The sequence below is a fragment of the Brevibacillus sp. B_LB10_24 genome (genome assembly GCF_046036945.1).
Lineage (GTDB): Bacteria > Bacillota > Bacilli > Brevibacillales > Brevibacillaceae > Brevibacillus_C.
Genome location: NZ_JBJQOQ010000007.1, coordinates 128,305 through 152,370, shown reverse-complemented (window position 1 = coordinate 152,370; position 24,066 = coordinate 128,305). Strand labels below are relative to the sequence as shown.

General features: G+C 53.5%; 21 protein-coding genes. 15 read left to right on the top strand and 6 right to left on the bottom strand.

The genetic code is table 11. The annotated features are described in order from the left end of the window. Positions 1–14 precede the first annotated feature (14 nt). Genes ACI7RC_RS09315 through ACI7RC_RS09305 form a run of 3 tightly spaced genes read right to left on the bottom strand, consistent with a single transcriptional unit; the run spans position 15 to position 1,167 of the window. Positions 15–497, bottom strand: a complete 483-nt coding sequence (locus ACI7RC_RS09315) for a small multi-drug export protein (protein ID WP_408107961.1) — start codon at positions 495–497, stop codon at positions 15–17. A 22-nt stretch (positions 498–519) separates the two neighbouring features. Next, on the bottom strand, positions 520–957 hold the full coding sequence (locus ACI7RC_RS09310; RefSeq protein ID WP_408107960.1) for a hypothetical protein: 438 nt from the start codon (positions 955–957) through the stop codon (positions 520–522). Between the two features lie 3 nt (positions 958–960). Further along, positions 961–1,167 (bottom strand): helix-turn-helix transcriptional regulator, encoded by a 207-nt coding sequence (locus tag ACI7RC_RS09305; protein ID WP_408107959.1) that lies wholly within the window; start codon positions 1,165–1,167, stop codon positions 961–963. 259 nt (positions 1,168–1,426) lie between these two features. Between ACI7RC_RS09305 and ACI7RC_RS09300 the strand changes: the two genes are divergently transcribed. The 7 genes from ACI7RC_RS09300 to ACI7RC_RS27815 all read left to right on the top strand — a co-directional run bounded on the left by ACI7RC_RS09300 (position 1,427) and on the right by ACI7RC_RS27815 (position 7,831). Next, on the top strand, positions 1,427–2,491 hold the full coding sequence (locus tag ACI7RC_RS09300; protein WP_408107958.1) for an ABC transporter ATP-binding protein: 1,065 nt from the start codon (positions 1,427–1,429) through the stop codon (positions 2,489–2,491). Positions 2,492–2,556: 65 nt separating this feature from the next. Then, entirely contained in the window at positions 2,557–3,435 is an 879-nt protein-coding gene (locus ACI7RC_RS09295) for a carbohydrate ABC transporter permease (RefSeq protein WP_408107999.1), read from the top strand. Between the two features lie 19 nt (positions 3,436–3,454). Then, complete coding sequence (locus tag ACI7RC_RS09290) at positions 3,455–4,282, top strand: carbohydrate ABC transporter permease (RefSeq protein ID WP_408107957.1); 828 nt, start codon at positions 3,455–3,457, stop codon at positions 4,280–4,282. Between the two features lie 65 nt (positions 4,283–4,347). Continuing rightward, positions 4,348–5,637 carry an ABC transporter substrate-binding protein gene (locus ACI7RC_RS09285; RefSeq protein ID WP_408107998.1) on the top strand — a complete coding sequence of 430 codons (1,290 nt, stop codon included), beginning with the start codon at positions 4,348–4,350 and terminating at the stop codon, positions 5,635–5,637. 13 nt (positions 5,638–5,650) lie between these two features. Continuing rightward, positions 5,651–6,376 (top strand): glycerophosphodiester phosphodiesterase, encoded by a 726-nt coding sequence (locus ACI7RC_RS09280; protein ID WP_408107956.1) that lies wholly within the window; start codon positions 5,651–5,653, stop codon positions 6,374–6,376. A gap of 636 nt (positions 6,377–7,012) precedes the next feature. After that, positions 7,013–7,588, top strand: coding sequence for a macrolide 2'-phosphotransferase (locus ACI7RC_RS09275; RefSeq protein WP_408107955.1), 576 nt, complete (start codon positions 7,013–7,015; stop codon positions 7,586–7,588). 24 nt (positions 7,589–7,612) lie between these two features. Next, a complete protein-coding gene (locus ACI7RC_RS27815; protein ID WP_486303979.1) occupies positions 7,613–7,831 on the top strand; it encodes an alpha/beta fold hydrolase in 219 nt (72 codons plus the stop codon). 78 nt (positions 7,832–7,909) lie between these two features. On the opposite strand, the gene ACI7RC_RS09265 is transcribed toward ACI7RC_RS27815, so the two are convergent. After that, positions 7,910–8,614, bottom strand: a complete 705-nt coding sequence (locus tag ACI7RC_RS09265; protein WP_408107954.1) for a class I SAM-dependent methyltransferase — start codon at positions 8,612–8,614, stop codon at positions 7,910–7,912. A 238-nt stretch (positions 8,615–8,852) separates the two neighbouring features. On the opposite strand from ACI7RC_RS09265, the gene hppD reads away from it, so the two are divergent. The 3 genes from hppD to ACI7RC_RS09250 all read left to right on the top strand — a co-directional run bounded on the left by hppD (position 8,853) and on the right by ACI7RC_RS09250 (position 13,258). Further along, positions 8,853–9,941 (top strand): 4-hydroxyphenylpyruvate dioxygenase, encoded by a 1,089-nt coding sequence (gene hppD, locus ACI7RC_RS09260; RefSeq protein ID WP_408107953.1) that lies wholly within the window; start codon positions 8,853–8,855, stop codon positions 9,939–9,941. A 223-nt stretch (positions 9,942–10,164) separates the two neighbouring features. Further along, complete coding sequence (locus ACI7RC_RS09255) at positions 10,165–11,205, top strand: TAXI family TRAP transporter solute-binding subunit (RefSeq protein WP_408107952.1); 1,041 nt, start codon at positions 10,165–10,167, stop codon at positions 11,203–11,205. Positions 11,206–11,287: 82 nt separating this feature from the next. Further along, positions 11,288–13,258, top strand: coding sequence for a TRAP transporter permease (locus ACI7RC_RS09250; RefSeq protein ID WP_408107951.1), 1,971 nt, complete (start codon positions 11,288–11,290; stop codon positions 13,256–13,258). 119 nt (positions 13,259–13,377) lie between these two features. Here ACI7RC_RS09250 and ACI7RC_RS09245 read toward each other — a convergent pair whose 3' ends face one another. Then, positions 13,378–14,592: a Fic family protein gene (locus tag ACI7RC_RS09245; protein WP_408107950.1), complete on the bottom strand. Its 1,215-nt coding sequence runs from the start codon at positions 14,590–14,592 to the stop codon at positions 13,378–13,380. A gap of 297 nt (positions 14,593–14,889) precedes the next feature. On the opposite strand from ACI7RC_RS09245, the gene ACI7RC_RS09240 reads away from it, so the two are divergent. From ACI7RC_RS09240 to ACI7RC_RS09230, 3 genes are all read left to right on the top strand, one after another. Then, positions 14,890–16,593: a LytS/YhcK type 5TM receptor domain-containing protein gene (locus ACI7RC_RS09240; RefSeq protein WP_408107997.1), complete on the top strand. Its 1,704-nt coding sequence runs from the start codon at positions 14,890–14,892 to the stop codon at positions 16,591–16,593. Then, positions 16,571–17,344 (top strand): LytR/AlgR family response regulator transcription factor, encoded by a 774-nt coding sequence (locus ACI7RC_RS09235; protein WP_408107949.1) that lies wholly within the window; start codon positions 16,571–16,573, stop codon positions 17,342–17,344. The genes ACI7RC_RS09240 and ACI7RC_RS09235 overlap by 23 nt, the downstream gene beginning before the upstream one ends. A gap of 65 nt (positions 17,345–17,409) precedes the next feature. Continuing rightward, positions 17,410–19,722, top strand: coding sequence for a YcdB/YcdC domain-containing protein (locus tag ACI7RC_RS09230; RefSeq protein WP_408107948.1), 2,313 nt, complete (start codon positions 17,410–17,412; stop codon positions 19,720–19,722). A gap of 57 nt (positions 19,723–19,779) precedes the next feature. Here the strand turns inward: ACI7RC_RS09230 and ACI7RC_RS09225 are convergent, their stop codons facing one another. Next, positions 19,780–21,465 (bottom strand): hypothetical protein, encoded by a 1,686-nt coding sequence (locus ACI7RC_RS09225; RefSeq protein WP_408107947.1) that lies wholly within the window; start codon positions 21,463–21,465, stop codon positions 19,780–19,782. A 235-nt stretch (positions 21,466–21,700) separates the two neighbouring features. Here ACI7RC_RS09225 and ACI7RC_RS09220 point away from each other — a divergent pair, with 235 nt between their 5' ends. Both ACI7RC_RS09220 and ACI7RC_RS09215 read left to right on the top strand, forming a co-directional pair. Continuing rightward, on the top strand, positions 21,701–23,794 hold the full coding sequence (locus ACI7RC_RS09220; RefSeq protein WP_408107946.1) for a carbon starvation CstA family protein: 2,094 nt from the start codon (positions 21,701–21,703) through the stop codon (positions 23,792–23,794). Further along, positions 23,791–24,003 carry a CstA-like transporter-associated (seleno)protein gene (locus ACI7RC_RS09215; protein WP_408107945.1) on the top strand — a complete coding sequence of 71 codons (213 nt, stop codon included), beginning with the start codon at positions 23,791–23,793 and terminating at the stop codon, positions 24,001–24,003. Before ACI7RC_RS09220 ends, ACI7RC_RS09215 begins: the two co-directional genes overlap by 4 nt. The last annotated feature ends 63 nt before the right edge of the window (positions 24,004–24,066 follow it).

The window sequence follows — 24,066 nt, the reverse complement described above, 5'->3', positions numbered from 1 at the left end:
CTACAAGGGCGTCTTTATTGTTTTAGCAGATCGTAGAGCAAACCGCCGCCATCTTTCGATTGAAAAAAACCGACACCGTAGTGTGACAGCACCGCAACGGCAATCGTCCAAGCAGCCAGACTGATCAGGATCCAGATCGTCATCTGCTTTTGTGTTGCCCCGAAAGACATTCCCATCACCGCGGTGATATGAGTGCCTACCAGGAGCGGACCAAGTATGGAAAAGCCGGGCAGCCCGTACTTGTTCCACAGATGTTTTGCCCGCTGCTGGCGCTTGGATGGGGCAGTCTCCCCCTTTTTCCTGGCCCGCCACCCTTTCAACCGGTCAATAAACAGGATGGCAAGCAGGAGCGTCACTACATTTCCCATAAAGGCAAGCAATGTAACCAGTGATGTCGATAATCCCGCGACGATGCCCACGGGAATCATCACAACCGCTTCGACCATCGGTACAGCGGAGAGCGCAAACACGAGAAAATACGGCCAAAATACAGTCATGGTCTTCCTCCAAAAAAGAAATTTAGTATTGGTTCAGTTTACGGATGGTCAACCAGTACACGATGTACTGTCCGACGCCCAGCACTCCGATTAGCGAGAGCGCCAGGTACGGAAAATCGGGAAACAAAATACAGAACGAAGTGGAAATCGGCAGGGCGAACGTATAGTAAATGTACACATTGCGGCAGGCGTTGAAGGTGATCCACCTTTCGCCTTCATCCATTTCGCGCAGTTCGGGAGGCAGCAGACTGTTCAGAGACACTTTCTGCCGGGGATGCTTCTTGTTGTGTTGCAGAACCAGGATAACCCACAGCAGGAAGACGGCGGCGAGCAGCAGTGCCGCGAAAAATACCAGCGAACTTTGTGCTCTGGCATCCTCAGCGACGGTAAACACAAACCCGATCAACCCCACAAACATGACCAACGGAATAAAAGGAGAGCGCACCAGACGGGGCAGCATAACCTATTCACCTTCCTCTCTCAGTGAAAATACTTCCTCAACCGGAACCCGAAATGCATGGGCAATTTTCAGCGCCAAGGCAACAGAGGGAGCGTAATCCCCCTTCTCGATGAGGCCGATTGTTTGCCGGGTAACCTGAACGGCATTGGCCAAGTCTTGCTGCGACCACTTCAACCGCGCGCGGTGTTCGCGAACTCTGTTTTCGAGCATGGCCTCACCCCCGAGATAAGAATGGATGTTGATCTGATTGTAAAAGATCATTTGCAAAATGTAAAGGATCATTTTCATAATGTAAAAAATTCATGACATTGCTACAGCTAGAAGCAGGCTGCGCTGTTTACCAAACCTTTTCCATTTCTTAACAGACGCTCCACTTGCCATTAACAAGCAGGTTTTATCCTGAAGTTGTTGCTGAGCATCACTGTCGGGTACACAGGTACTGCTTACGTAAAGGACAGGGGGGATTGGGATGGCGCAAGTCGTCTTACAGCAAGTAGCAAAGACATTTCACAATCAACCGGTAGTGAAAGGGCTTGACCTGGTCGTTCCTGACGGGTCATTTACCGTGTTGGTGGGACCCTCGGGCTGCGGCAAGTCGACTACGCTGCGCATGATTGCCGGTCTGGAGAGCGCATCTCAGGGAGATATTTGGATTGGCGGCCAACGGGTGAATGAGCTTCCCCCGGGAAAACGGAATGTGGCGATGGTGTTTCAAAACTATGCGCTGTATCCGACGATGACCGTGTTTGACAACATCGCCTTTGGCCTGCGCAACCGGGGAATCGCAAAAAGGGAATGTAAAAAAATGGTTGGAGAAATTGCCGCCGTGGTAGGGCTCGGCGAGTATCTGCAGCGGATGCCGTCCCAATTGTCGGGCGGTCAGCGCCAGCGCGTCGCATTGGGGCGGGCGATGGTGAAGCAGCCGAAGGTCTTTTTGATGGACGAACCGCTGTCCAATCTGGATGCCAAGCTGCGAAACCAGATGCGGGTGGAGCTGTCCAGTCTCCACCGTCAGCTTTCCAGCACGTTCATCTATGTGACGCACGATCAGGTGGAAGCGATGACGATGGGCGATCAGATCGTCGTGATGAACGAGGGGAGGATCATGCAGGTCGCTTCGCCGCTTGATTTGTACCACGATCCGGCCAACCTGTTCGTCGCGCAGTTTATCGGCTCGCCAGCAATGAACATCCTGCAGGCGGCAGAAGCGGGGAAACTGCTCGGCTTCCGGCCGGAGAAGGCGGTAATGATGCCGGCAGCCGTGCAGCCTCTAGTCCCGGAATCCTCTCTGGTCTTGCGCGGTACAATCGTCTCCAGGGAAGTGCTCGGTTCCGATGTCCTCTACCACGTGGAGGTGCCAAGCGGCAAGGTGATCGTCAAAAAGGACCCGGAGACGCTCTTGGAGACGGGTGCGGAGGTCCAGATTGCTGTGCCGGTCGAGTGCCTCTACCTGTTTGATCAGTCTACAGGGGAGCGGATTCCTGCTCGGGGCGAGCAGATGCGGAGACGCTTCCTGGTGGGGGGCATGGCATAATGCGGCAGGAGATGACACCGACGGCACCGGCTTCAGGGATCGGGGCGAGGTGGACGCTGAAGCGAATGGCGGATCTGGCCCAAACTCTACGGCCTTACGCCTACGTCGCACCGGCCATGATCTTCTTTGCCGCCTTCTTTTTCTTTCCCATCGCCTATATGATCTACCTCAGCTTTCAGGATTGGTCCCTGCTTTCACTGGATGAGATGGAATGGGCGGGGACGGCCAACTACGCGGCGCTGTTTGCAGAAGCTGATTTTTACCAGGTGCTGTTAAACACCTTGTTGTACACCGCAAGCACCGTTGCGCTCGGCATCGGGGCGGCCCTGCTGCTGGCGCTGTGGCTGAATCGGAAGGCGAAAATCTACGGCCTCGTCCAGGTGGCCGTGTTCAGTCCGCACATCATCTCGCTGGTCTCCGTTGCGATGCTCTGGATGTGGCTGATGGATCCCCAGTACGGGCTGTTAAACGCCATCCTAGAGTTCCTCGGATTGCCGGCCTACACCTGGCTGGCGGATACGAAAAGCGCCCTCGTCTCACTGATCCTCGTCAGCGTCTGGAAGGGGATCGGATACAACACGCTGGTTTTTATCGCCGGTCTGCAAAGCATCCCCAGGGAGATTTACGAAGCGGCTGCGTTGGATCGGTCGGCCGGCTGGAAAACCTTGTGGAAAATCACGATCCCGATGCTGTCGCCTACCCTGTTTTTCCTGCTGGTGATCAACACGATCTCTTCCTTCCAGGTCTTCGACACGATTTACATCATGACCCAGGGCGGGCCGGTCAACAGCACGAACATGCTTGTCTTTTACATTTACGAGCAGGGAATGGATTTCTACAACGGCGGAATCGCCTCTGCTGCGTCCGTCGTTCTGCTGGGCATAGTCGGTGCATTGACGCTGCTTCACTTCCGGTTCATGGAGAAGCGCGTTCACTATCGCTGAAGGAAGGGAGGGGGTAAAAGTGAGGCAACTGGGGTCAATCTCCTGGAAGACAGTCGAATGGGTACTGCTCGTCACCGTGTCGCTGATCTTCGTCTTTCCGTTCCTCTGGATGTTTCTGACCGCGTTCAAGACGATGCCGGAAGTCTACCGGTTTCCGCCTACCTTTTTGCCGGAGACATGGCAGTTTGAAAACTTTCGACTGGCCTGGAAGTCCGGACCGTTCTTGACGTACGCGGCGAACAGCGCGCTTGTGGCAGGAGGCATCCTCGCCCTGCAGCTTTTGACCGGCGTTCCGGCGGCTTACGCGTTTGCCCGCTACCGGTTTCCCGGCCGCAACCTGCTGTTCGCGCTGACGCTCATCGCCTTAATGATACCGCCACAGGTGATCTTTTTGCCGATTTATGTCGAGATGAGCAGCTGGGGATTGGTCGATACCCTTTGGGCACTTATCCTGCCGTACGGCGCCAGCGCCTTTGGTATCTTTTTGCTGCGTCAGTCGTTTCTGCAGGTTCCCGACGAAGTGATTGAGGCAGCCCGGCTCGACAACGCCTCGGAGTGGAAGATCATGTGGCGGGTGATGGTGCCGCTGGCCAAACCGGTGCTGGTCACGTTTGGCCTGTTCAGCTTCATCTACCACTGGAATGATTACTTCTGGCCGCTGATCATGACTAACAGCGACGAGGTCCGCACCCTGCCGATCGGGATTTCCATGCTGAAGGCGTCAGAGGGGGGCAAGCTCTGGAACGTCATCATGGCGGGCAATATGATTCTCGTCCTGCCGATTCTACTGATCTTCTTTATTGCTCAGCGGCAGATTATTCGGGCTTTTGTCTACCAGTCAAAATAATCCGGGGATACCCCGGTTGTAAACGGAGGAGGAGTTGGATCGTGAAAAAATGCAGCATCGGAATCATGGCTTTCCTGTTATGTCTGTCGAGCCTACTGGTCGGTTGCGGGAAACAGGAAGCCAGAAGCGAGCAGGGTTCGGGCAGCGTGCAGGCCGCCCGGCAGGAGGAGAACAAACCGGTCGAGATCGACTTCTGGTATGCGCTTGGCGGCAAGAACGGCGAGATGGTCAAAAAGCTCGTGGAGGAATTTAACAGCACCCATAAAAACATCGTCGTAAAACCGTCTTACCAGGGGGATTACTACGAGAATCACGCCAAGGTGCTGGCTGCCGTATCGGCCGGGAATCAGCCGGACGTGACCATGGTAGAGGTCGGTTCGATCGGCGCGTTTGCCGAAGCGAAAGTGCTGGAGGATCTCGGGCCGTACGCCGCTGAGGCGAAAGACAGATACATCCCCGGGCTGCTGGGCAACTCTTACTGGAAGGATAAACTCTACGCCATTCCGTTTAACCGATCCACGCCGCTCTTGTACGTAAACCGCGACATGCTGAAGGCGGCCGGACTTGATCCGAACGGTCCGAAAACCTGGGAAGAACTGCGGCAGTACGCTGCGAAACTGACCAAAAAAACGGACGGCAAGACCGTCACTTACGGTTTCTCTACGCCGATCGACATCTGGTTCTACGAAGCGCTCGTTTTCCAAAGCGGCGGCCAGATTTTAAGCGAAGACGGCAAGAACCTGATGATTGACAGCGAGGCGGGCAAAGCGCCCCTGGAGTTCTGGACCTCTATGCTGAAAGAAGGCGTCATGAAAGCGCCGCCGGGCGAAAAGTACAACGCCTGGGACGTAGCCAAACAAGACTTCATCAATGGACAGGTGGGCATGATCTTCACCTCGACCGGGGATTTGAAGGGGCTGCAGGACTCCGCTGCATTTGATGTGGGAACGGCCTTTATGCCGGCAAACAAAAGCTACGGCGCGCCTACGGGCGGAGCCAACCTGGTCATCCTCGCCAAATCTTCGGAGGCCGAGAAAAAGGCGGCATGGGAGTTTGTCTCGTGGATGACCGATACCAAGCAGACCATCCCGTGGTCGCTGGAAACCGGCTACATGCCTGTGACCAAGGAAGCGGTAGAGTCTGACGAGATGAAAAAGGCTTACGAGCAGACGCCCAATTTCCAGGTCGCCGTCAAACAGTTGGAGTACGCCAAGCCTCGTCCGATGGTACCGGGCTACAAGGAGCTGCAAGAGATCATCATGACGGAAATCGGGCGGGCCGTACTGGGACAGGCGACGCCGGATGAGGCGATCAGCAAGGCGGCAGAGAAAGCGCAAAAACTGTTGAAAAAGTAATGGAGGGGTGTCCATGAACATCTGTATGGCTCATCGCGGCTGGAGCGGCAAGGCGCCGGAAAATACGATGGCGGCAATCAAGCTTGCGCTTTCGGAACCGTCTGTTCGGGCGATTGAGGTGGATGTACAGTTCTCCGCGGACGGAGTGCCGGTGCTGTTTCACGACTTTACGCTGGAGCGGACGACTGATGGCAAAGGCTTGCTGACCGACCATACCTGCCGGCAATTGAAGGAATTGGACGCCGGCGGCTGGATGGACGCCCGCTTCAGCGGAGAACCCATCCCGACACTGGAAGAGGCGCTGACCGCGGTCAAGGGCAAATGTACGCTCAACATCGAGTTGAAACTGGCTGGCGAGTGGCATTTCGAGCAGGTGAAGAAAGTAGTCCAGTTGGTCGAACATTTCGACATGGCTTCAGAGGTGTACATCACTTCCTTTCAGCACGAGGCAATCAGGTGCGTGCACGCGCTTGCTCCGGGGATCAAAACCGGGCTGATCTTCTGCGGCAAACCCGTGCTGCTCTTTGAACAGCTGCAGGCTGCCGGCGCCTCTGTGATTTCCATGGCCTACCCGTACCTGACGGCCGACTTCGTCCAGCTTGCCATCGCCGATGGTTATACAGTGATCGCCTGGACAGTAGACAACCCGCAGGTGATGCGGACGATCATGGGCTGGCATCACGATATTCAGATTTGCACCAATCACCCCGACCTGATGCCCGAGGTCAAATACACGTAAGTCAAGCGAAGACGCGAAGGCAGCTGCCAATTGAGGTGTTCCGGCAGCTGCCTTCGTTTTGTTTATGTGCCAAAGACTTGGTCAGATGAATGGCTTCTGACTAAACAAAAAAAGATATAGACTGAACGAGAATCATCACGCTAACGGGCAGGAATCGTTAAACGCTGTAGATTGTTTGACTTGTATATGATAATATCGTGTTATATGGCGAATGGAGGGTTACGTGTGCTAATTTAATCCCGATTTTAAAAGCATTGCAAATATTTGCGACTGCTATTTCTGCCCTGTATTGTGCAGAGTAATCGGGATTGGTTTGCCTGCTGACGTGAGTTCGCCTTTCGTAATCATCACTCGTATTTGGAGTGGTTCTTTTCCGACCTTATGAGTTATGATAATTGCGGGCATAGGGCATTTCATATTTCGATTACGGCTGCACAGACGTTTCATTGTCTGTGTTTTTTATTTTGCCGATAAGGAGAGTGCCTTTATGAAAAGAGAAAATTCGAATGATTATCAGGATGTGAAGCGCGAGCTCTTAGCCTGCGCCGCACAAAACGGTTTGCAGCTGAATCCCGATCATTTTGATGTAAACGAATCAGGCTTGGATTTTTTCGTTGCATTTGCAAAGGATGACGATTGTTCCCTCAGAAATCACTCTCGGTTGAATTCTTTCATTCCCTAGCCACCACATTAGCGTCATTGCATACCATTGAACACGGAGAAGCGGTACGGGAAGGCGTACGTTACAAAACGCCGAAGGAGGCACGAGATGCTTTCGCCGCCAATATCGAGGAAATAAAACAAAGCTTTACCATCCCTGCTAAGTTGTATGACAGATGGATGGCATGGTTGTCCACGGACACGTATTGGCCGGAACATTCGGTTTTTAATCATGGGGATTTACACCCCCCACATATTCTCGTTGACGATAGTCAGCGCGTAACCGGATTGATTGACTGGACAGAAGCTGAGATTGCCGATCCAGGCAAGGATTTTGTGATCCTTTATGCCCTCTTTGGTGATAAGGGACTGCGGGATTTGTTAGGACGATATGAAAAAGCAGGGGGAAGAACATGGCCTCGCATGAATGAGCATATCGCGGAGCAATGGGCCGCGTATCCGGCTATGGTAGCCAAGTTCGCACTAACGACAGGGAAAGAAACCGATATGGAAATGGCTAGGGGGATGATTGCGAACTGGAACGTGAATTAAGTCACGGAGGTACCGCAATAGCATCTGTTTAGAACTGAAGAAATCGAAGTTCCCGCGCTTGTTATACATGGCACAGAAGACCCGGTGATTCCCTATGAACACGAAGTTGTTCTTACAAAAACAATTCTCGCGGCAAGTTTACTGACTTTGGAGGGAAGGGGCGGATATGATAGGTTCAATAAAAACAGCGGCAAGTCTAAGACCTTATTTTCAGGTCTTAGGTCGCCGCTGTTTCATGTATGAGGTTCAGTCTAAAGCGCTTCGGTTTCTTCTATACCCTATCTGACCAAATGTCCCCATAACATAGTATTTCGCTCTGCTTCAACCGGACGCTGCTGTTCCTTGCTTTCTCAGTCCGAACAGGGTCATGAAGCTGACAGCCTGCCGCAGTTCCACAGACAGACGGCCGGCGATGTCGGGTGTCACTCCTTCCTTGTAGACATGCTCTTCGGCAAGGAGGCGAAAACCGGTCTCCTCGGCCAGCCGGCATGCCTCCCACGGCATCATCGTGTTTTGAATCGCCGGCTTTCCGTACAGACGCGGAAAGCTGTAGCCGCGCGGTCCGGCAGTCGGGCCGAGAATCCCGAGCAGAAGGACGCCCCCCGGATGCAGCAGACGGTGAAATTCTTCCAGCGCGGCAAGCGGCCGCTCCGTCCACTCTACGACGTTGATTGAGAGGATCCCCGCAAAAGCGCCGTCGGCGAAAGGCAGCCCCGTCACGTCGCCGGTTTGAAAGGAGACGCCATTCACGCCGGCAGCCTGCTGGTTGGCCAGCCGGACCATGTCGTCAGAGATATCCACACCCTGCACGCGGTAGCCGCCGCGGGCCAGCTTCAGGCTGGCGTACCCGTCGCCGCAGCCGGCATCCAGGACCGGGCCGCTGTCTGCCGCGACCAGGCGGGTAAACAGCGGCAGCACCGTTTTGCGGCTCCCTGACTCCCACATCTCCTTGCTGCGCGAATGCCAGTTGGCTGCGTTTCGGTTCCACTCCTGTGTGACCTGGCTGTCCCAATGTGATTTGCCCATGCCCAATTCCCTTCCTTTCGCTGTTGCTCTCTTCCCTGTGTATACTTATCTGCCGGAAACCAGATTCCCTGCTGACGCTGCCAGTTTGTTCACTTGCGGTCCTGGTTGCGAATATGCTGGGTATCATATCAATCTATTGCTGCAACGTTTCAAAGCAGTTATGCGGCAATCCGTGTTCTTGCGGGGACGAGTACTTCCCAATTAATCTCAGAGTAAATCTATTTTGGAGGGAAGAGCAATGGCGACTGATTTTTTTCCGATCAAGGATTGGGATCACGTGGAGTTTTACGTGGGCAATGCCAAACAGGCCATGCATTACTTAACCAAGGCGTTCGGCTTCAAGGCGACAGCCTATTCGGGCCTGGAGACGGGATCGCGCGAGAAGGTGTCCTATGTGCTGAAACAAAATCACCTGACCTTTGTCGTGAGCGGGGCACTTGTGCCGGAACACCCGATCGCCGAGTTTGTCAGGGAGCATGGCGAAGGGGTTAAAGATATTGCTCTTACGGTGGAGGACTGCGACCAGGCTTTTCGGGAAGCGGTTTCACGCGGGGCTGTTCCGGTGATGGAACCGACTGAATTTTCCGATCTGGACGGGACGGTGAAAAAAGCGACGATTCGCACGTACGGCGACACGGTTCACTCGCTGATTGAGCGAAAGCAGTACAAAGGCCTCTTTTTCCCGGGATTTGTCCCATACGATTCCCCCGTCCAGGCTGACGGCACCGGCCTGATCGGGATCGACCACATCGTCGGCAATGTGGAAGTGATGGATGAGTGGGTGGGCTACTATGAAAAGGTGATGGGCTTTACTGCCGTGCAAAATTTCAAGGATGACGACATCTCGACGGAGTACTCCGCCCTGATGTCCAAAGTGATGCAGGGCGGTGGCGGACGGATCAAGTTCCCCATCAATGAGCCGGCGGAAGGCAAGCGCAAATCGCAAATTCAGGAGTTCCTGGAATTTTACCGGGGCCAGGGTGTGCAGCATATCGCTTTGCTCACCACAGATATCGTCAGCACCGTTGCAAAGCTGCGGGAGAACGGCGTCGATTTTCTGCACGTACCGGACACGTACTATGAGGACTTGAAGGACCGCGTTGGCAGCATTGACGAGGACCTGGAGGAGCTCCGCAAACTGCGGATTCTCGTAGACCGCGACGACGAAGGCTACCTGCTGCAGCTATTCAGCAAGCCGATCGTCGACCGCCCCACGCTGTTCATCGAAATCATCCAGCGCAAGGGAGCCCGCGGTTTTGGCAACGGCAATTTCAAGGCGCTGTTTGAAGCGTTGGAGCGTGAACAGGAGCGCCGCGGCAACCTTTGATACAGGCGAGTGGCAAAGTCTGCTTTCCCGATGGAGGGGAGGCGGGCTTTTTGTCGTTGATTTGGAAAAAAAAAGCAGAGAAAATATTGAATGAATATTTTGTTTATAGTAATATTTCAAGTATGTCTATCAAATTTGAATAATCAGATAGATTATCAGTCTTATTACTTTGTTCGCAGCATGTCATTTACATAGGGAAAAAGCCAAAAGGGGGAATTGTACATTGAACAGGAAAATCCTGACATTGCTCGCTCTGCTGCTGTCTCTGGCATTGGCATTGGCCGCTTGCGGAGGCGGAGGGACGGGGAGTTCCCAGCCAGCAGGTGAATCAGGCGGGCAAGGGGCACAGCAGCCGGCCCAAACACCGCAAGCCTCCGGCACCAAGCAAGAGCTGGTCCTCGGTACCGGGAGTACAGGCGGCACCTATTATCCGCTGGGCGGCGAAATGGCCAATGTATGGAACAAAAATATTGATAGCGTGAACATCACGGCTACGGCGACAGGAGCCTCCGTTGAAAACCTGGTCAAAATCGGCACGGGGGAACTGGATCTCGGAATGGCCGTTCACAAGACAGCCCTGGAGGCTTACAACGGAGAAGAAGATTTTAAAGACCATAAAGTGACCAACTTCGGTTTTATCGGCCACATCTACCCTGAAGTGGTGCAAATCCTCGTCAGGGAAAACAGCGGCATCAACTCGATTGCCGATCTGAAGGGAAAACGCATCGCAATCGGCCCGGGCGGAAGCACCACGAACACGATTTCCAAGGTGATTCTCGAAGCGTACGGCATCAAGGAAGGGGACTACACCTCGTTTTCCGAAGGGTTCGGCGCTGCCAAGGACCGTTTGCAGGACGGAACCATTGACGCTTCCTTCGGCATCTTGGGCGCTCCTGCCTCCAGCATCGCCGAACTGCAAGCCGCAACGAAGGATGCGAAGCTTCTGCAGATCACCGGTTCGGAGCTGGCTGCCATTACGCAAAAGACGGGGTATACCGAATACGCCATTCCGGCAGGGACGTATGAATGGATAAAAGAGGATATCCATACGATTTCGGCTTTTGCCATCCTGGTCGGCAGCACGGACAAAATCAGCGACGATCTGGCATATCAGCTGGCGAAGGTGATGATTGAAAAGGCAGACCAAAATACGCACGCACAGGCTGTCAGCATGACAAAGGAAAACGCCTTGAACGGTTCGCAGGGACTGCCCATGCACCCGGGGGCGGAAAAATACTATAAGGAAATCGGCGTATTGCAATAAATCCCGATGACATAGCAAGCATACAAGGCCACACACTCTGTGTCTGGCCTTTTTTCTGAAATGACAGAAGGCGGTGAAATGCTTGGCCAAAAACGCAAAACAAGAAAATCAACTATCTGTAGAAGAAATTTTGGAGAAGTACGACCGTGAGAGCACGTTCCGCAAAAATCTTGGCTTATGGGCTTGGGTCGTAACATTTTTAGGGGTTTCCTTGACTGTCTTCCACATGTACACGGCCTGGTTTGGCATCCTGCAGTCACAGATTCAGGGAGCTGTTCACCTCGGAACGGCGCTGGGCTTGATCTTTCTCTTGTACCCGATCAAAGCGGGGATGCACAGGAAACAGACAGGCGTGCCCTGGTACGACATCATTCTCGCTTTCGTGGCGATATTTGTCTGCTATTATAACGTGTTTGAATTTGATGCTCTGTTGAAAAGAACCTCTTTCGGTTATACAGCGATGGATATCGTCGTCGCATCGCTCGGCGTGCTGCTGGTGCTCGAGGCGACGCGGCGCTGCGTCGGATTGCCGATCGTTGTCGTCGCCATCGCCGCCATCGCCTACGCCCTGTGGGGAAATAAACTTCCGATGTTTTCCCATCGCGGTTTCAGCTGGTCTGTCTTGTCCTCTGATCTCTATTTTAAAACAGACGGCATTTTCGGGATTCCCATCCGCGTCTCATCCACTTTTATCTTCCTCTTTTTATTCTTCGGCGTGATGCTGACGAAAACCGGCATCGGAAAGTATTTTAACGATCTGGCCTTCGCGATGACGGGAAGGTTTACCGGCGGACCCGCCAAAGCGGCGGTCGCAGCCAGCGCCCTGCAGGGAATGATTACGGGCAGCTCCGTAGCCAACACGGTCGGCTCCGGGTCTTTTACCATTCCGATGATGAAAAAAACAGGGTACAAGCCGGAATTCGCTGCGGCGACGGAAGCTTCGGCCTCTACCGGCGGCCAGATAATGCCCCCTGTCATGGGTGCCGCTGCTTTCATCATGGCGGAGTATACCGGTGTCCCGTACAGTCAAATTATGATTTACGCTGCGATCCCTGCCGTACTTTACTTTACCGGCGTCTTTTTGGGCGTTCATTTTGAATCCAAAAAACAAGGCATATTGGGTTTGCCCGCAAGCCAACTGCCCAGGCTGAAGGAATTGCTGATCAAGCAAGGCTACCTTCTGCTGCCGTTGTTGATGATCATCTACACGCTGCTGAGCGGAAAGACACCGATCAGAGCCGCCTTGATCGGAATTGCCGTGGCGTTTGTCGTCAGCTTTTTCTCTAGAGAAACCCGGTTTACAGTAAGAGGCTTCATCGACGCTTTAGAGCAGGGGGCGAGAGCAGCGCTGCCCGTCATCGCCGCATGCGCCTGCGCCGGGATCATTGTCGGAGTCGTGGTGTTGACGGGCCTTGGTTCCAAAATCGCCGGGGGAATTATTATGCTGGCAGGCAATGTGCTGATCCTCACCCTGTTTTTCACGATGATCGCCTGCATCATTTTGGGAATGGGCCTTCCCACTACGGCAAACTACGTGGTGACGGCAACCGTGGCGGCCCCCGCCTTGATCGCCCTTGATGTCCCGGCCATGGCCGCCCACCTGTTTGTCTTTTACTTCGGGATTGTCGCCGATATCACCCCGCCAGTCTGTTTGGCGGCTTACGCGGGGGCGGGCATAGCCAGGGCCAATCCGTTCAAGACAGGGGTAATCGCCACGAAACTGGCCCTGGCGGCATTTCTCATTCCGTATATGTTCGTGTACAATCCGGTGCTCATTTTGGTGGACTATAAGCCTGTGACACTCTTTTTCGGACTGCTGTCCGCCTTGATCGGGATGATCGGGATCAGCAGTTCGGCAATGGGGTATTTCATACGCCGCACGCAAGTCTGGGAGCGCATTATCCTGTTCGTCGGCGGAGCGATGCTGATTGAGCCGCATATCATTTCCGACGTGATCGGGTACTGTCTGGTCGCTATTGTCCTGTTCATTCAATCGCGGCGGCCGCAGGATGCAAAGAAGCTTGTCCCTTCCGATACAAGTGTGAATTTATAAGCGATTCGCTATATTGAAATTGCTTTCTTGTTAATTGAAAGGATCCCCTTTTTCAACAGACGGTGGAAAGAAGCCCACAACTGTCGCCCCAAGAGGATCCTTTCATTTTTTTACGGCAGTTACTTTTGAAATACGGATTTATTTAACGTTACCTCAATTGGTCTTCTTTTAAGGAATTCAATATAACCCTGTTTTTTAAGGCTCTCAAATGTTTTTCGAACAACATATTCCGTTTTTCCGGTTATCTGGATTAACTCTTTTTTGGTGAGTCCCTTTCCTTCAATCCCAAAAATGTCATTTTGACCGATATTGAATAAAATGCTCTCACTAATTTCATCTCTTAGCGCAAGTTGTTGAACCCAGACCACTAATTGTTCCATCTGTTTTTGTTTTTCCGATAAATCTTTTAGGATATCATTTTGGGCAGTGTGAATAATTTCAAAGAATACTTTACAAAAGACGGTTAGTTCACCCTTATTCTGAGGGTTGTTGCACTCTGCGAATGCATCATAATAAAGATGTTTTAATTTATTCGTTGAATTAGAGAGAGTTAATGCTGTCAACCGATCCAGTTCATTTAACAAATACATGCTGCTGATATATCTTGATGTACGACCGTTGCCGTCATAAAAAGGATGAATGTAACCAAAATAATAGTGGGAAATGGCGATTTTATACAACATCGGGGAGTTGTGCTCATTAAGGTAACTGATCATATTCATGAGATGAGTGTTGATTGATTGCTCAGGGTAAACTCCTCTATGAACGACTTTATCAGTTGAGGTCACAACATCGACCGACTGTTTGCGAAAGAGTACACCATCTAGACGATCTTCTTTTTTTAATTCCTGTTCGACTAAATGATTGTAAATCTCTCTCACTTGCTCGACATTCTTTAAGGTGGGATGGGTTTCGGAAAGGAGGCTAAAGTAGGAATTCATTAAGCTAAGGTGACGAACATTTTTTTTAGTGCTTTCTTTCCGGACGACTATTTCCATGACAGTTTCCATCTCGGCTTTTGTACTTCGAACACCTTCAATTTCATTTGTGCTTAAAAGTTCATCGACAAGTTTTGCTCGAATATACTGGTTAACAGCAATTGCAGGCAAGTTGTTAACTATAGACTGAATCATTTTACTTTGTTTGATGATTTGATCGTGAAGTAAGTCAAGTTCGGCATGATTCACGTAAAAACAGGCAAATTCCTCATTGCTTTTATAGGGTCGAATATAAAACGGCAACTTTACTGTTCCATAAGAATGAATACGTTTTTCATACTCTAATAAATATTTGTTTAAATCTTTATAATACAGTTTCGATAGATATTCGTACATATTTTAACACCTCTTAAAGTAAAGTATGGGCTATGAATAACCATTTTATAATACAAATATGGTGCATTTTATAGTTATTAGAGAAATTCTACTACCCTAAAATCTAAATCCCAAGTATTTTTAAAAATATAATGAAGATATCTATGGATTGTTTTATTTTTTTGGGCTTTCTTGCGGGAACCAGTTGGTCTCTTGACCCGGGCAGCTTCACACGGTGATAATAGTGGTAAAATCCTACAATTCGCAAGATTCGTCCAGAAAGAAGGAGTGCTCGTGTACCCCTTGTTTGACCCTTTGATGATCTCCATGGCTGAACGTACGGCTGTGCTGGTGGTAGCCGCCTTTTTGCTGACCAGGGTAAAGGCGTTTCGCAGCACGCTTCACCGGCAGGCGACCCTGAAAGAGAAGGCGCTGATGGTTGCGATCTTTTCCGGCATATCGATCATGGGGACCTACATGGGGGTCCCTTACCAGGACGCGATCGCCAATTCGCGGGTGATCGGGACAGTCGTCGCCGGGCTGTTGGCGGGACCTTGGGTTGGTTTGGGAACAGGATTGATCGCAGGAGCTCATCGCTATAGTCTGGGCGGCTTTACCGATCTGGCCTGCGCCGTCTCGACGATCGTGGAAGGAATTTTGGCGGGGTTGATTTTCCGCTGGCGCAGGCACCGGGAGATGACGTGGAGCATCGGGCTTGGCGTCGGGTTTGTCGCCGAATGGATCCAAATGGGCATTATTCTGCTGCTGGCCCGGCCGTGGGAACAGGCGCTGGAGCTGGTCAAGGCGATCAGCGTGCCGATGTCGGTCGTCAACTCGCTGGGCATCGCCGTCTTCATGATTATTATCGACCTGGTCAAAAACGAAGAAGATCGGATTGGAGCGCTGCAAGCCCAGCGGACGCTGCGGGTGGCGGACAAGACTTTGTCGTTTTTGCGGGAAGGTCTGACGCCCGGCTCCGCAGATAAACTGGCCAGAGAGATCATGCGCACCACCCGTGTGGCTGCGGTGGCGATTACCGATCGGGAGCGCATTTTGGCCCACGTGGGCAAAGGCAGCACACACCACGTACCCGGGCAGGAGATCAGCACCAAAGCGACACGGGAAGTTTTGTCGAATAAAGTGATGAAGCTGGCTTCGAACAAGGCGGAGATCGGCTGCAACGAGCCGCATTGCCAACTGCGCAGCGCGATTCTCGTTCCGCTGATGCTGAAACACGAAGCGGTCGGGGTGTTGAAGCTGTATCAGGATCGAAACAGCAAGCTGTCGGCGGTCGACCTCGAGCTGGTGCGCGGCTTGGGAACCTTGATCTCCACACAGCTGGAGCTGGCGGCTCTGGAGCAGCAGGCCCGGCTGCTCGCCGACGCCGAGATCAAGGCGCTGCAGGCGCAAATCAATCCGCACTTTTTGTTTAACGCCTTGAATACCATCGTCTCGTTCATTCGCTTCCGTCCGGAGAAAGCGCGGGAGCTGCTGCTTCATCTGGGTGAATACTTCCGCCGCAACCTTCATCACAGCGGTGAATTCGTCACCCTGGAAGAGGAACTGGAGCATGTCGAAGCCTATCTGGCCATTGAAAGGGCGCGCTTCGACGAGAAACTCCAGGTGGAGTATGTCATCGAGCCTGGTGCCCGGAAGTGTCTGATCCCTTCGCTGCTGCTGCAGCCGTTGGTCGAAAACGCGGTAAAGCACGGATTGCTGCCCAAGCGGGAGGGCGGACTGGTAACGATTCAGGCCCGTATGAACGGAGCCGGCACGCTGGAGCTGACCGTGGAGGACAACGGGGTAGGCTTCAGCGGCGATCCTTTCTTGCCGCATCTGGCACATGCGGAGGAGAAGCGCCGAATGTCCGGGATCGGGCTTGGAAATGTGCGGGCCCGCATCCAGACGATTTACGGCTCCCCCTACGGAATCGCGATCAAGACCGAAGCGGGCAGGGGGACGACCTGTACGATTACGCTGCCAGCTGGAGTGAAGACTTATGTTAAAAGTATTTCTCGTTGACGATGAAATGCCTGCGCGCGCCGAACTGAGGTACTTGCTGGAACAGTTTTCCGATGTCGCAGTGGTCGGGGAAGCGGCCAGCGGCGTGGAAGCATTGGAGCGCATTCCCGAAGCCTCTCCGGATGCCGTTTTTCTTGACATTCATCTGCACGACCGGGACGGATTGGACGTGGCGGAGGAGATCATGGAGACGTGTGATCCGCCGCCGATCGTCATCTTTGCCAGCGCGTACCAGGTGCATGCCGTTCGGGCATTTGAAACGGAGGCAGTCGATTACATCGTCAAGCCGTTTAGCGAGCAGCGGCTGGAGAAAACGGTGAACCGCCTGCGGAAACTGCTGAACAAACAAGCTTCTGCCGCTGTCGAACAGCGGATCGCTTCCCTGTTGCAAAACGTACTGGGCGAATCTGGGCAGCAGCCCAAGCGCATTCCCGTCGAGCGAAACGGCAAAATTCTGCTGATCTCTCCGGACGAAATATACTTCGCGACAGTCGAGGGACGGTACGCGATGATCTACACGGAATCGGACAACTTTGCCACCTCGTTTACCCTGCAGGAATTGGAGTGCAAGCTGCCAGTGCATCAGTTTTACCGGACGCATCGGGCCTATCTGGTCAACTTGACGAAAACGGCTGAGCTGGTTCCCTGGTTTCACGGCTGTGTGCACCTGATCATGCAGGATCATCGGAGGAGTGAAATTCCCGTAAGCCGCAGTTCCGTCAAGGAAGTAAAGCGGCTGCTGGGGTTTTAATTGTCTTTAATTTTTACCTACTCTTCCGTACAATGGAAGGGATTACCTTTTAAAGGGGGAGAGGAATGAACCAGATCAAGTTCTCAAAGAGCAAGGCCGTACTGCAGTGTGCGATAGCCGCATCGCTGGTGCTGGGAGCGGTGCCTTCGGCGGGAGCGGCGGCGGCAGGTTCGCAAACGAGCAAGCTGTTGTCGCAGGCAGATGCGAAGGTCACCCGGGAGGAAGCGATTGCCATCGCTGAAAAAGTGGTGACGCCGCCGTCCGGCTTCGAAGGTCCGGAAGCGACGTTTCAACGGTCTTGGCGAGGCTTCAATGAAAATCCTTCCTGGGAAGTAAGCTGGAGATCAAACGGGGGAAGTTTTCAGAGCATGTCGGTCCTAATCGACACGATGACTGGTGAACTGCTGGAGATCAACCGGTGGAATCTGTCGAACGAAAACGCCTCTGCCTTTCCGCCTAAAGTAACTTATGAGGAAGCGGTCAAAATTGCCCAGGACCAGGTGGGCAAGCTGTTCGGCTCCAAGGCAGCGTTCCAGTATGAGGATGATGGCGACGAATGGGGCAAAGTGGTACGGGGTCCGGAGGACAGCTATCGCGTCTCTTTCCGGCGGCTGGTAAACGGGGTGCCCGTCATGTCCCAGGGATTGCAGATCCAGATTAACGGGAATGGCGAGCTCGTCTACCTGTACAACCATTCCGGACAAAACATCCAGTACCAGGATCCCTCCGGTGTGATTCCACAGAACGATTTTCATCAAAAGGCAGACGAGCAGATGAAGATGAAGCTGGCCTACATCACGATCAGACCGAATAATCCGAGTTTCGCCCCCGCACCTGGTGAAAAACAGAAAGAAGAAATCCGCCTGGGATATCTTCCGGCCATTTCGAATAACCTCTTTGATGCGAAAACGGGTGAGGCGGTCGATTTTCTGGGACGAACGGTGACGCTGGCAGAGCCGTCCGACCAGCCTTTGGGAGAGAAGCAGGCTGGCACACCGGCCAGGCGAAATGCGCCGGTGACAGAAAAAGAAGTACTGGACATCCTCAAACGGGACTATTCCATTCCTCAGGAGGTAGATGTATCGGACATCAAAAAATCAGAGGGCTGGTGGAATACGGACAAACCCGTCTGGCAGGTTCAGATGGAGTACGGCACAGCCAATTCCAGCGTCGGCTGGACCGGCGCGGTGATCGAAGCGGAGACGGGCAAGGTGCTGGAGTTCAGAGTTTCCACCTACTTGTACGACAAATACCGCAGTGACATGAAGGAAGGGAAGGAGCCCCCAAAGTTTCCGGTGAGTGAAGAAAAAGCGAAGGAGATTGCCCTTGCCTTTGCCAAGAAGCAAAGTGCAGACAAGCTGGACCAACTCTTCTGGTCATCCGAGCCGCGTGAAAGTCGAAGTGCCGATGAGCCTGTCTACAGCTTCCGCTTTGAGCGCAGGGTAAACGGGGTGCCTGCAGCCGATCAATACGTTCAGGTTGGCGTATCCGCCGAAGACGGGTCGATAGTCGAATACGGGCTGCTCTGGAATGAGACGGCGGCATTCCCTGAGGTAGATGGGACGATCGATGCGCTCCAGGCAAAAGAAACGTACCTGAAAGAGGCCGAGTACCAACTGAGGTATATTCTTACAAGCGATCCATACCAAATGCCGTCCGGCAGCCAGCCGCTTGAGGCAAAGCTGGTCTACCAAATGCAGCTGCCCTGGACTGGACTGGCGTACATCGACGCCAAGACAGGCCAGATGAAGGATTGGACGGGAGCGGACGCAAAGCCGAAGCAGACCGAGTCTGATAGCCAACCGTCCGACATAAAAGGACACGATGCGGAAAACGAATTATCTTACATGGTAAAACTAAAGGTGATCAAGCCGCAGGACGGCCTTGTTCTTCCCGACCAGGTTGTCAGCCGCGGCGAGTTTTTGAATATGTTTCTGACGGCAGCCGGCACGTATGGCGATCCCACTTTATACAGAGGCAGCTTTGACGATGCCAAACCCAGCTTTGGCGATGTCGACAAAGATAGTCCTTATTTTGGTGCGGTAGAACTGGCTGTCAGGGATAACCTGCTTGATTCGGCCGAAAAGACCTTTGAACCTGAGCGTCCCATCACTCGCGAAGAAGCGGCCAAGCTGCTCGTTACCGCGCTGGGGTACCAAAAGCTGGCAGAGCGTGACAAGCTCTATCAACTGCCGTTTGCCGACCGGGATGAGATCCGGTACAAAGGATTTGTGGCGATCGCAGGCGACATCGGTTTGATCACCGGAGAAGGGCAACGGTACAACCCGAAAGCGAAACTGACCAGGGCCGAGACGGCTGTCATCCTGTACCGCTATTTGCAAAAGCGGGCAGAATACAGGGTCTCGACCCGATTTTAGGGAATGGAAAAGCAATCAGCGGACTCGCTCGGAAGACGAGCGGGCCCGCTTTTTTGTTCACTCCTTCGCGTTCTTCCAATAGTCGTAGGCGTGGACCACGTTTCCACCGTACGAGGGCTGCTTTCCGAGCTGTTCGGTGACGATCGCAAGCTGGCGCTCCATCTCCGCCTTGCCGTGTTCGTAAAACGAGACGAATTCGCCTTCGTGGCTCTGCTTCATCTCCACGGCAACGATCAGTTCTTTGCCCAATTCATTGGCATAGCCGATCTCTTCCTCGACGAGGTGGACAATGCCGCCGCGCCCCCCTGCGTAATTCCGGAAGGCCATGATCGTGATATGGTCCAGCTGCTGGATCATCCACTTGGAAAAGGACGTGTCCGGATCTCCAGGAACGCTTGTTCCGTCCAGCCAAAAGGCGAGATCGCAGCTTACCTCCAGATCAGCCGCTTGCTTTGCTTCGGCGACAAAGGCTTTGATGTTGTCCATCCACTGGCGCAGGACGGAGTCGGTATCTTCGTACCAGTCGGGCAGAACGTACGGTTCGATGTCCAGATGGATGCCGCGGAACTGCTGGTTTTTTTCCACGCTGTTGTTATAAGCCTGGACGTAGTGGACCAGCTTCATCATACGGTCCCGATTTTGCTCCAGCGCCCAGCCGGGGTGGCCGCCGAGAGCATGGACTTCGATCCCTGCCGCGGCCGCCTTGCCGACAAACTCCGCGTATGCTTCGTACGGCTGCTGCAGATCGAGCCGTACATAGAGCAGATTGATTTTATGGCTTTTGGCAAAGGCAAGGATTTTCTCCGGTTCCGAAATAACCAGCTCGGCCTGCCAGATGTAGGTGCCTCTTTTGAGTTTCTTTTTAACCGGTGCCCGCTTGCTCCAATTGACGTAGTCGTGGACGGCATTGCCCGCGTAGGACGGGTGGCTGCTGCCCAGGCGCTCAGGCAAAAGGGCGAGCTGGCGCTCCATCTCTTCTGCGCCAGCGTCAAAAAACGACGTGTGCTCCTCCCCCGGGATTTCCTTTATGTTGACAGCGATGATCACCGGCTTTGCCAGCTCGTCCGCTTCCCGGAGTTCGTTTTCGACCAGCGCTGCGATGCCGTTGGAACCGTCAATGGCATTCCGGTAGGCCAGCAAGGTAATGTGGTCCAATTTGCTAATCATCCATTTGCTGATCGTCATCTCCGGATCGTCCGGGACAAAAGTATCATCGAGCCATACGGGAAGATCGGCGCTTACTTCCAGCTGCACGTCCTTGCGGGCCGCTGACGTGACGGCCTCGATGTTGCCCATCCACTGTGACAAGACAGAGGGCTTGTCCTCGTTCCACTCCGGCAGCAGATAGGGTTTGATATCCAGATGAACGCCTTTTATCTGCTCATCGCTGCCAGCGGCCCTGTTGTAGTTTTTGACCCAGTCAAGCAGGTGGAGAATGCGCTCCCGATGCTCTTTTAAAGCCCAGAGGGGATGGCCGCCAAGGGCGTGAACCTCGATGCCCGCCGCATTGGCCTCCCGGATGAAGGGCCGATAGTAGCTGTACGTTTTTTGCGGATCGATTCGCAGGTAGATCAAGTTCACCCCGTGTTCTTCGGCAAACGTCAAAATCTCCGCCGTCTTTGTTTCGATCAACTCCGTCTGCCAGATCCATGTGGCCTTCTTCGGGGTCTCCTGCGAGGAAAAGCCGACGAGAAATCCTGCTGTCAAGCAGAAAAGCAACAGGTAGCAACGAAGATCTTTCATACACTCCCCCTAAAGACAATGTAGTGTTGATAAACAAAACCAATCTTGTCCATATTATTACAAGGAAAATCTTGCAACAAGTTCGGAAATGCCTACTTTTCATTCATGCAGACATATTGCCGTTCGTGCCTGTTTTTTTGCTCTTTAGACAATTTGAATTTTCTTTCTAGTCCTTTTGTCATATCGTTATGGGTAAGTTTGTTTTACTCAAAAAGGAAGCAAAGGAGGAAAATGAATGAAGAGAGGCATTTTGTCGGTGCTGATTTGGACAGCCGTCTCGATTCTGGGAGCGCTTGGCTTCGGCGTGCTGGCACTCTCCCGCGGTGAGTCGGTGAACTCGTTCTGGTTGTTGACAGCGGCGATCTGCACTTATGCTGTTGCTTATCGCTTTTACAGCCGCTACATCTCCCGAAAAATCATGGGACTGGACAACAAGCGGGCCACTCCGGCAGAAGTGAACAACGACGGCAAGGACTTCGTTCCGACGAATAAATGGGTGCTGTTCGGACACCATTTTGCGGCAATTGCCGGCGCCGGGCCGCTCGTCGGGCCGACCTTGGCAGCGCAGATGGGCTACCTGCCGGGGACGCTGTGGATCATCGTCGGGGTCGTCCTGGGCGGGGCGGTGCAGGATTTCATCATCCTGTTTGGCTCGATGCGGCGAAACGGAAAAAGCTTGGGGCAGATCGCGAAAGAGGAGATCGGCCCGGTGGGCGGGGTATTGGCGCTATTCGGGATCCTTGCTATCATGATTATTTTAATCGCCGTGCTCGCGCTTGTTGTTGTAAACGCTCTCACCGGCTCGCCGTGGGGGACGTTCACCATCTTCATGACACTGCCTATCGCGCTGTTAATGGGCATCTACATGCGCTTCATCCGTCCGGGACGCGTCCTGGAAGCGTCGCTGATCGGGCTGGTGCTGCTCTTGCTCTCGCTCGTCTGGGGGCAAGCGGTAGCCGCTTCACCGACCTGGGGCCCGGCCTTTACCTTTACCGGAACGCAATTGGCCTGGATGATCATCATCTACGGGTTTGTCGCTTCCGTGCTCCCTGTCTGGCTGCTGCTGGCGCCGCGGGACTACCTTAGTTCATTTTTAAAGATCGGGACGATCGCCATTCTGGCGGTAGGCATCATCTTGACGCTGCCGCCGATGCACATGCCGGCGATTACGCGGTTTGTCGACGGATCCGGACCTGTCTTTACGGGAAAACTGTTCCCTTTCCTGTTTATTACCATCGCGTGCGGCGCGGTATCCGGGTTCCACGCACTGGTATCTTCCGGCACGACACCGAAGATGATCGCCAAGGAATCTCACGCCCCGCTGATCGGCTACGGCGGCATGCTGATGGAGTCGGCCGTGGCGATCATGGCGATGATCGCCGCTTGCGTGCTGACGCCCGGGATGTACTTTGCCATTAACGCGCCGGCGTCCGCCATCGGCGTAGACGCGGCTGCGGCGGCCAAGACGATCTCGGAGTGGGGCTTTGTGATCACACCTGACGCGATTACCGGGATGGCCAATGACGTCGGCGAAAAGACGATCCTGTCGCGGACAGGCGGAGCTCCTTCGCTGGCGATCGGGATGGCGACGATTTTTGCCACTATCTTTGGCGGAAAAGCGATGATGGCCTTCTGGTACCACTTCGCGATCCTGTTTGAAGCCGTTTTCATTCTGACGACGATTGACGCCGGGACCCGCGTTGGCCGCTTCATGGTGCAGGATTTGCTCGGGAACGTGTTCCCCAAGATGAAGCAGGTCGACTGGCTGCCGGGCAACCTGATCGGTTCGGCGATTATTACGGCCGGATGGGGATACTTCCTCTATCAGGGGGTTGTCGATCCGCTGGGCGGGATCAAGACGCTCTGGCCATTGTTCGGGATCGCCAATCAGATGCTGGCCGCTATCGCATTCGCCGTCGGTACGACGATTATCTTCAAGATGGGCAAAGCCCGCTACGCCTGGGTAACGCTGGTGCCGATGGCATGGCTGACTTCCGCTACGCTGGTGGCGGGATGGCAGAAGATCTTCTCGTCGGACATTACGATCGGCTTCTGGTCACACGCAGTGAAGTTCAAGGAAATCCTGGCTTCCGGCAGCCTGCCCGCCGGAGTGAAGTCGATCGAAGACGCGCAGAAGATGATTTTTAACGACCAGGTCGACACGATCGTCTGTGCCATATTCATGGTGGTGACGATCGGCATTATCATCGACGCTCTGCGCGTATGGATCAACGTCCTGCGCGGACGGAAGTACCAGCTGTACGAATCTCCTTACGTCCAATCCAAAGGGGATAACCTCTACGATTCGGGAGGCCATGTGATCGCATGAGACAGAGGATACGATCGATTCGTCTGTTCCTGCGCAAGGTTGAATCGACAATCAAGACGGTGTTCGGAATGCCGGATTACGATCGCTATCTGAAGCACTGGATGGAGAATCACGCGAAGCCGGGCGTCTTTCCCATGACGGAAAAGGAGTACTATCTATACGCACTGCGCAATCGCTACGAAAAGGGCGGCGTCACCCGCTGCTGTTGACGGAAGGGAAGAGGAGGCTCATGCAAAGCCTCCTTTTCTTTTCTTAAAACAAGAACCAGCTTC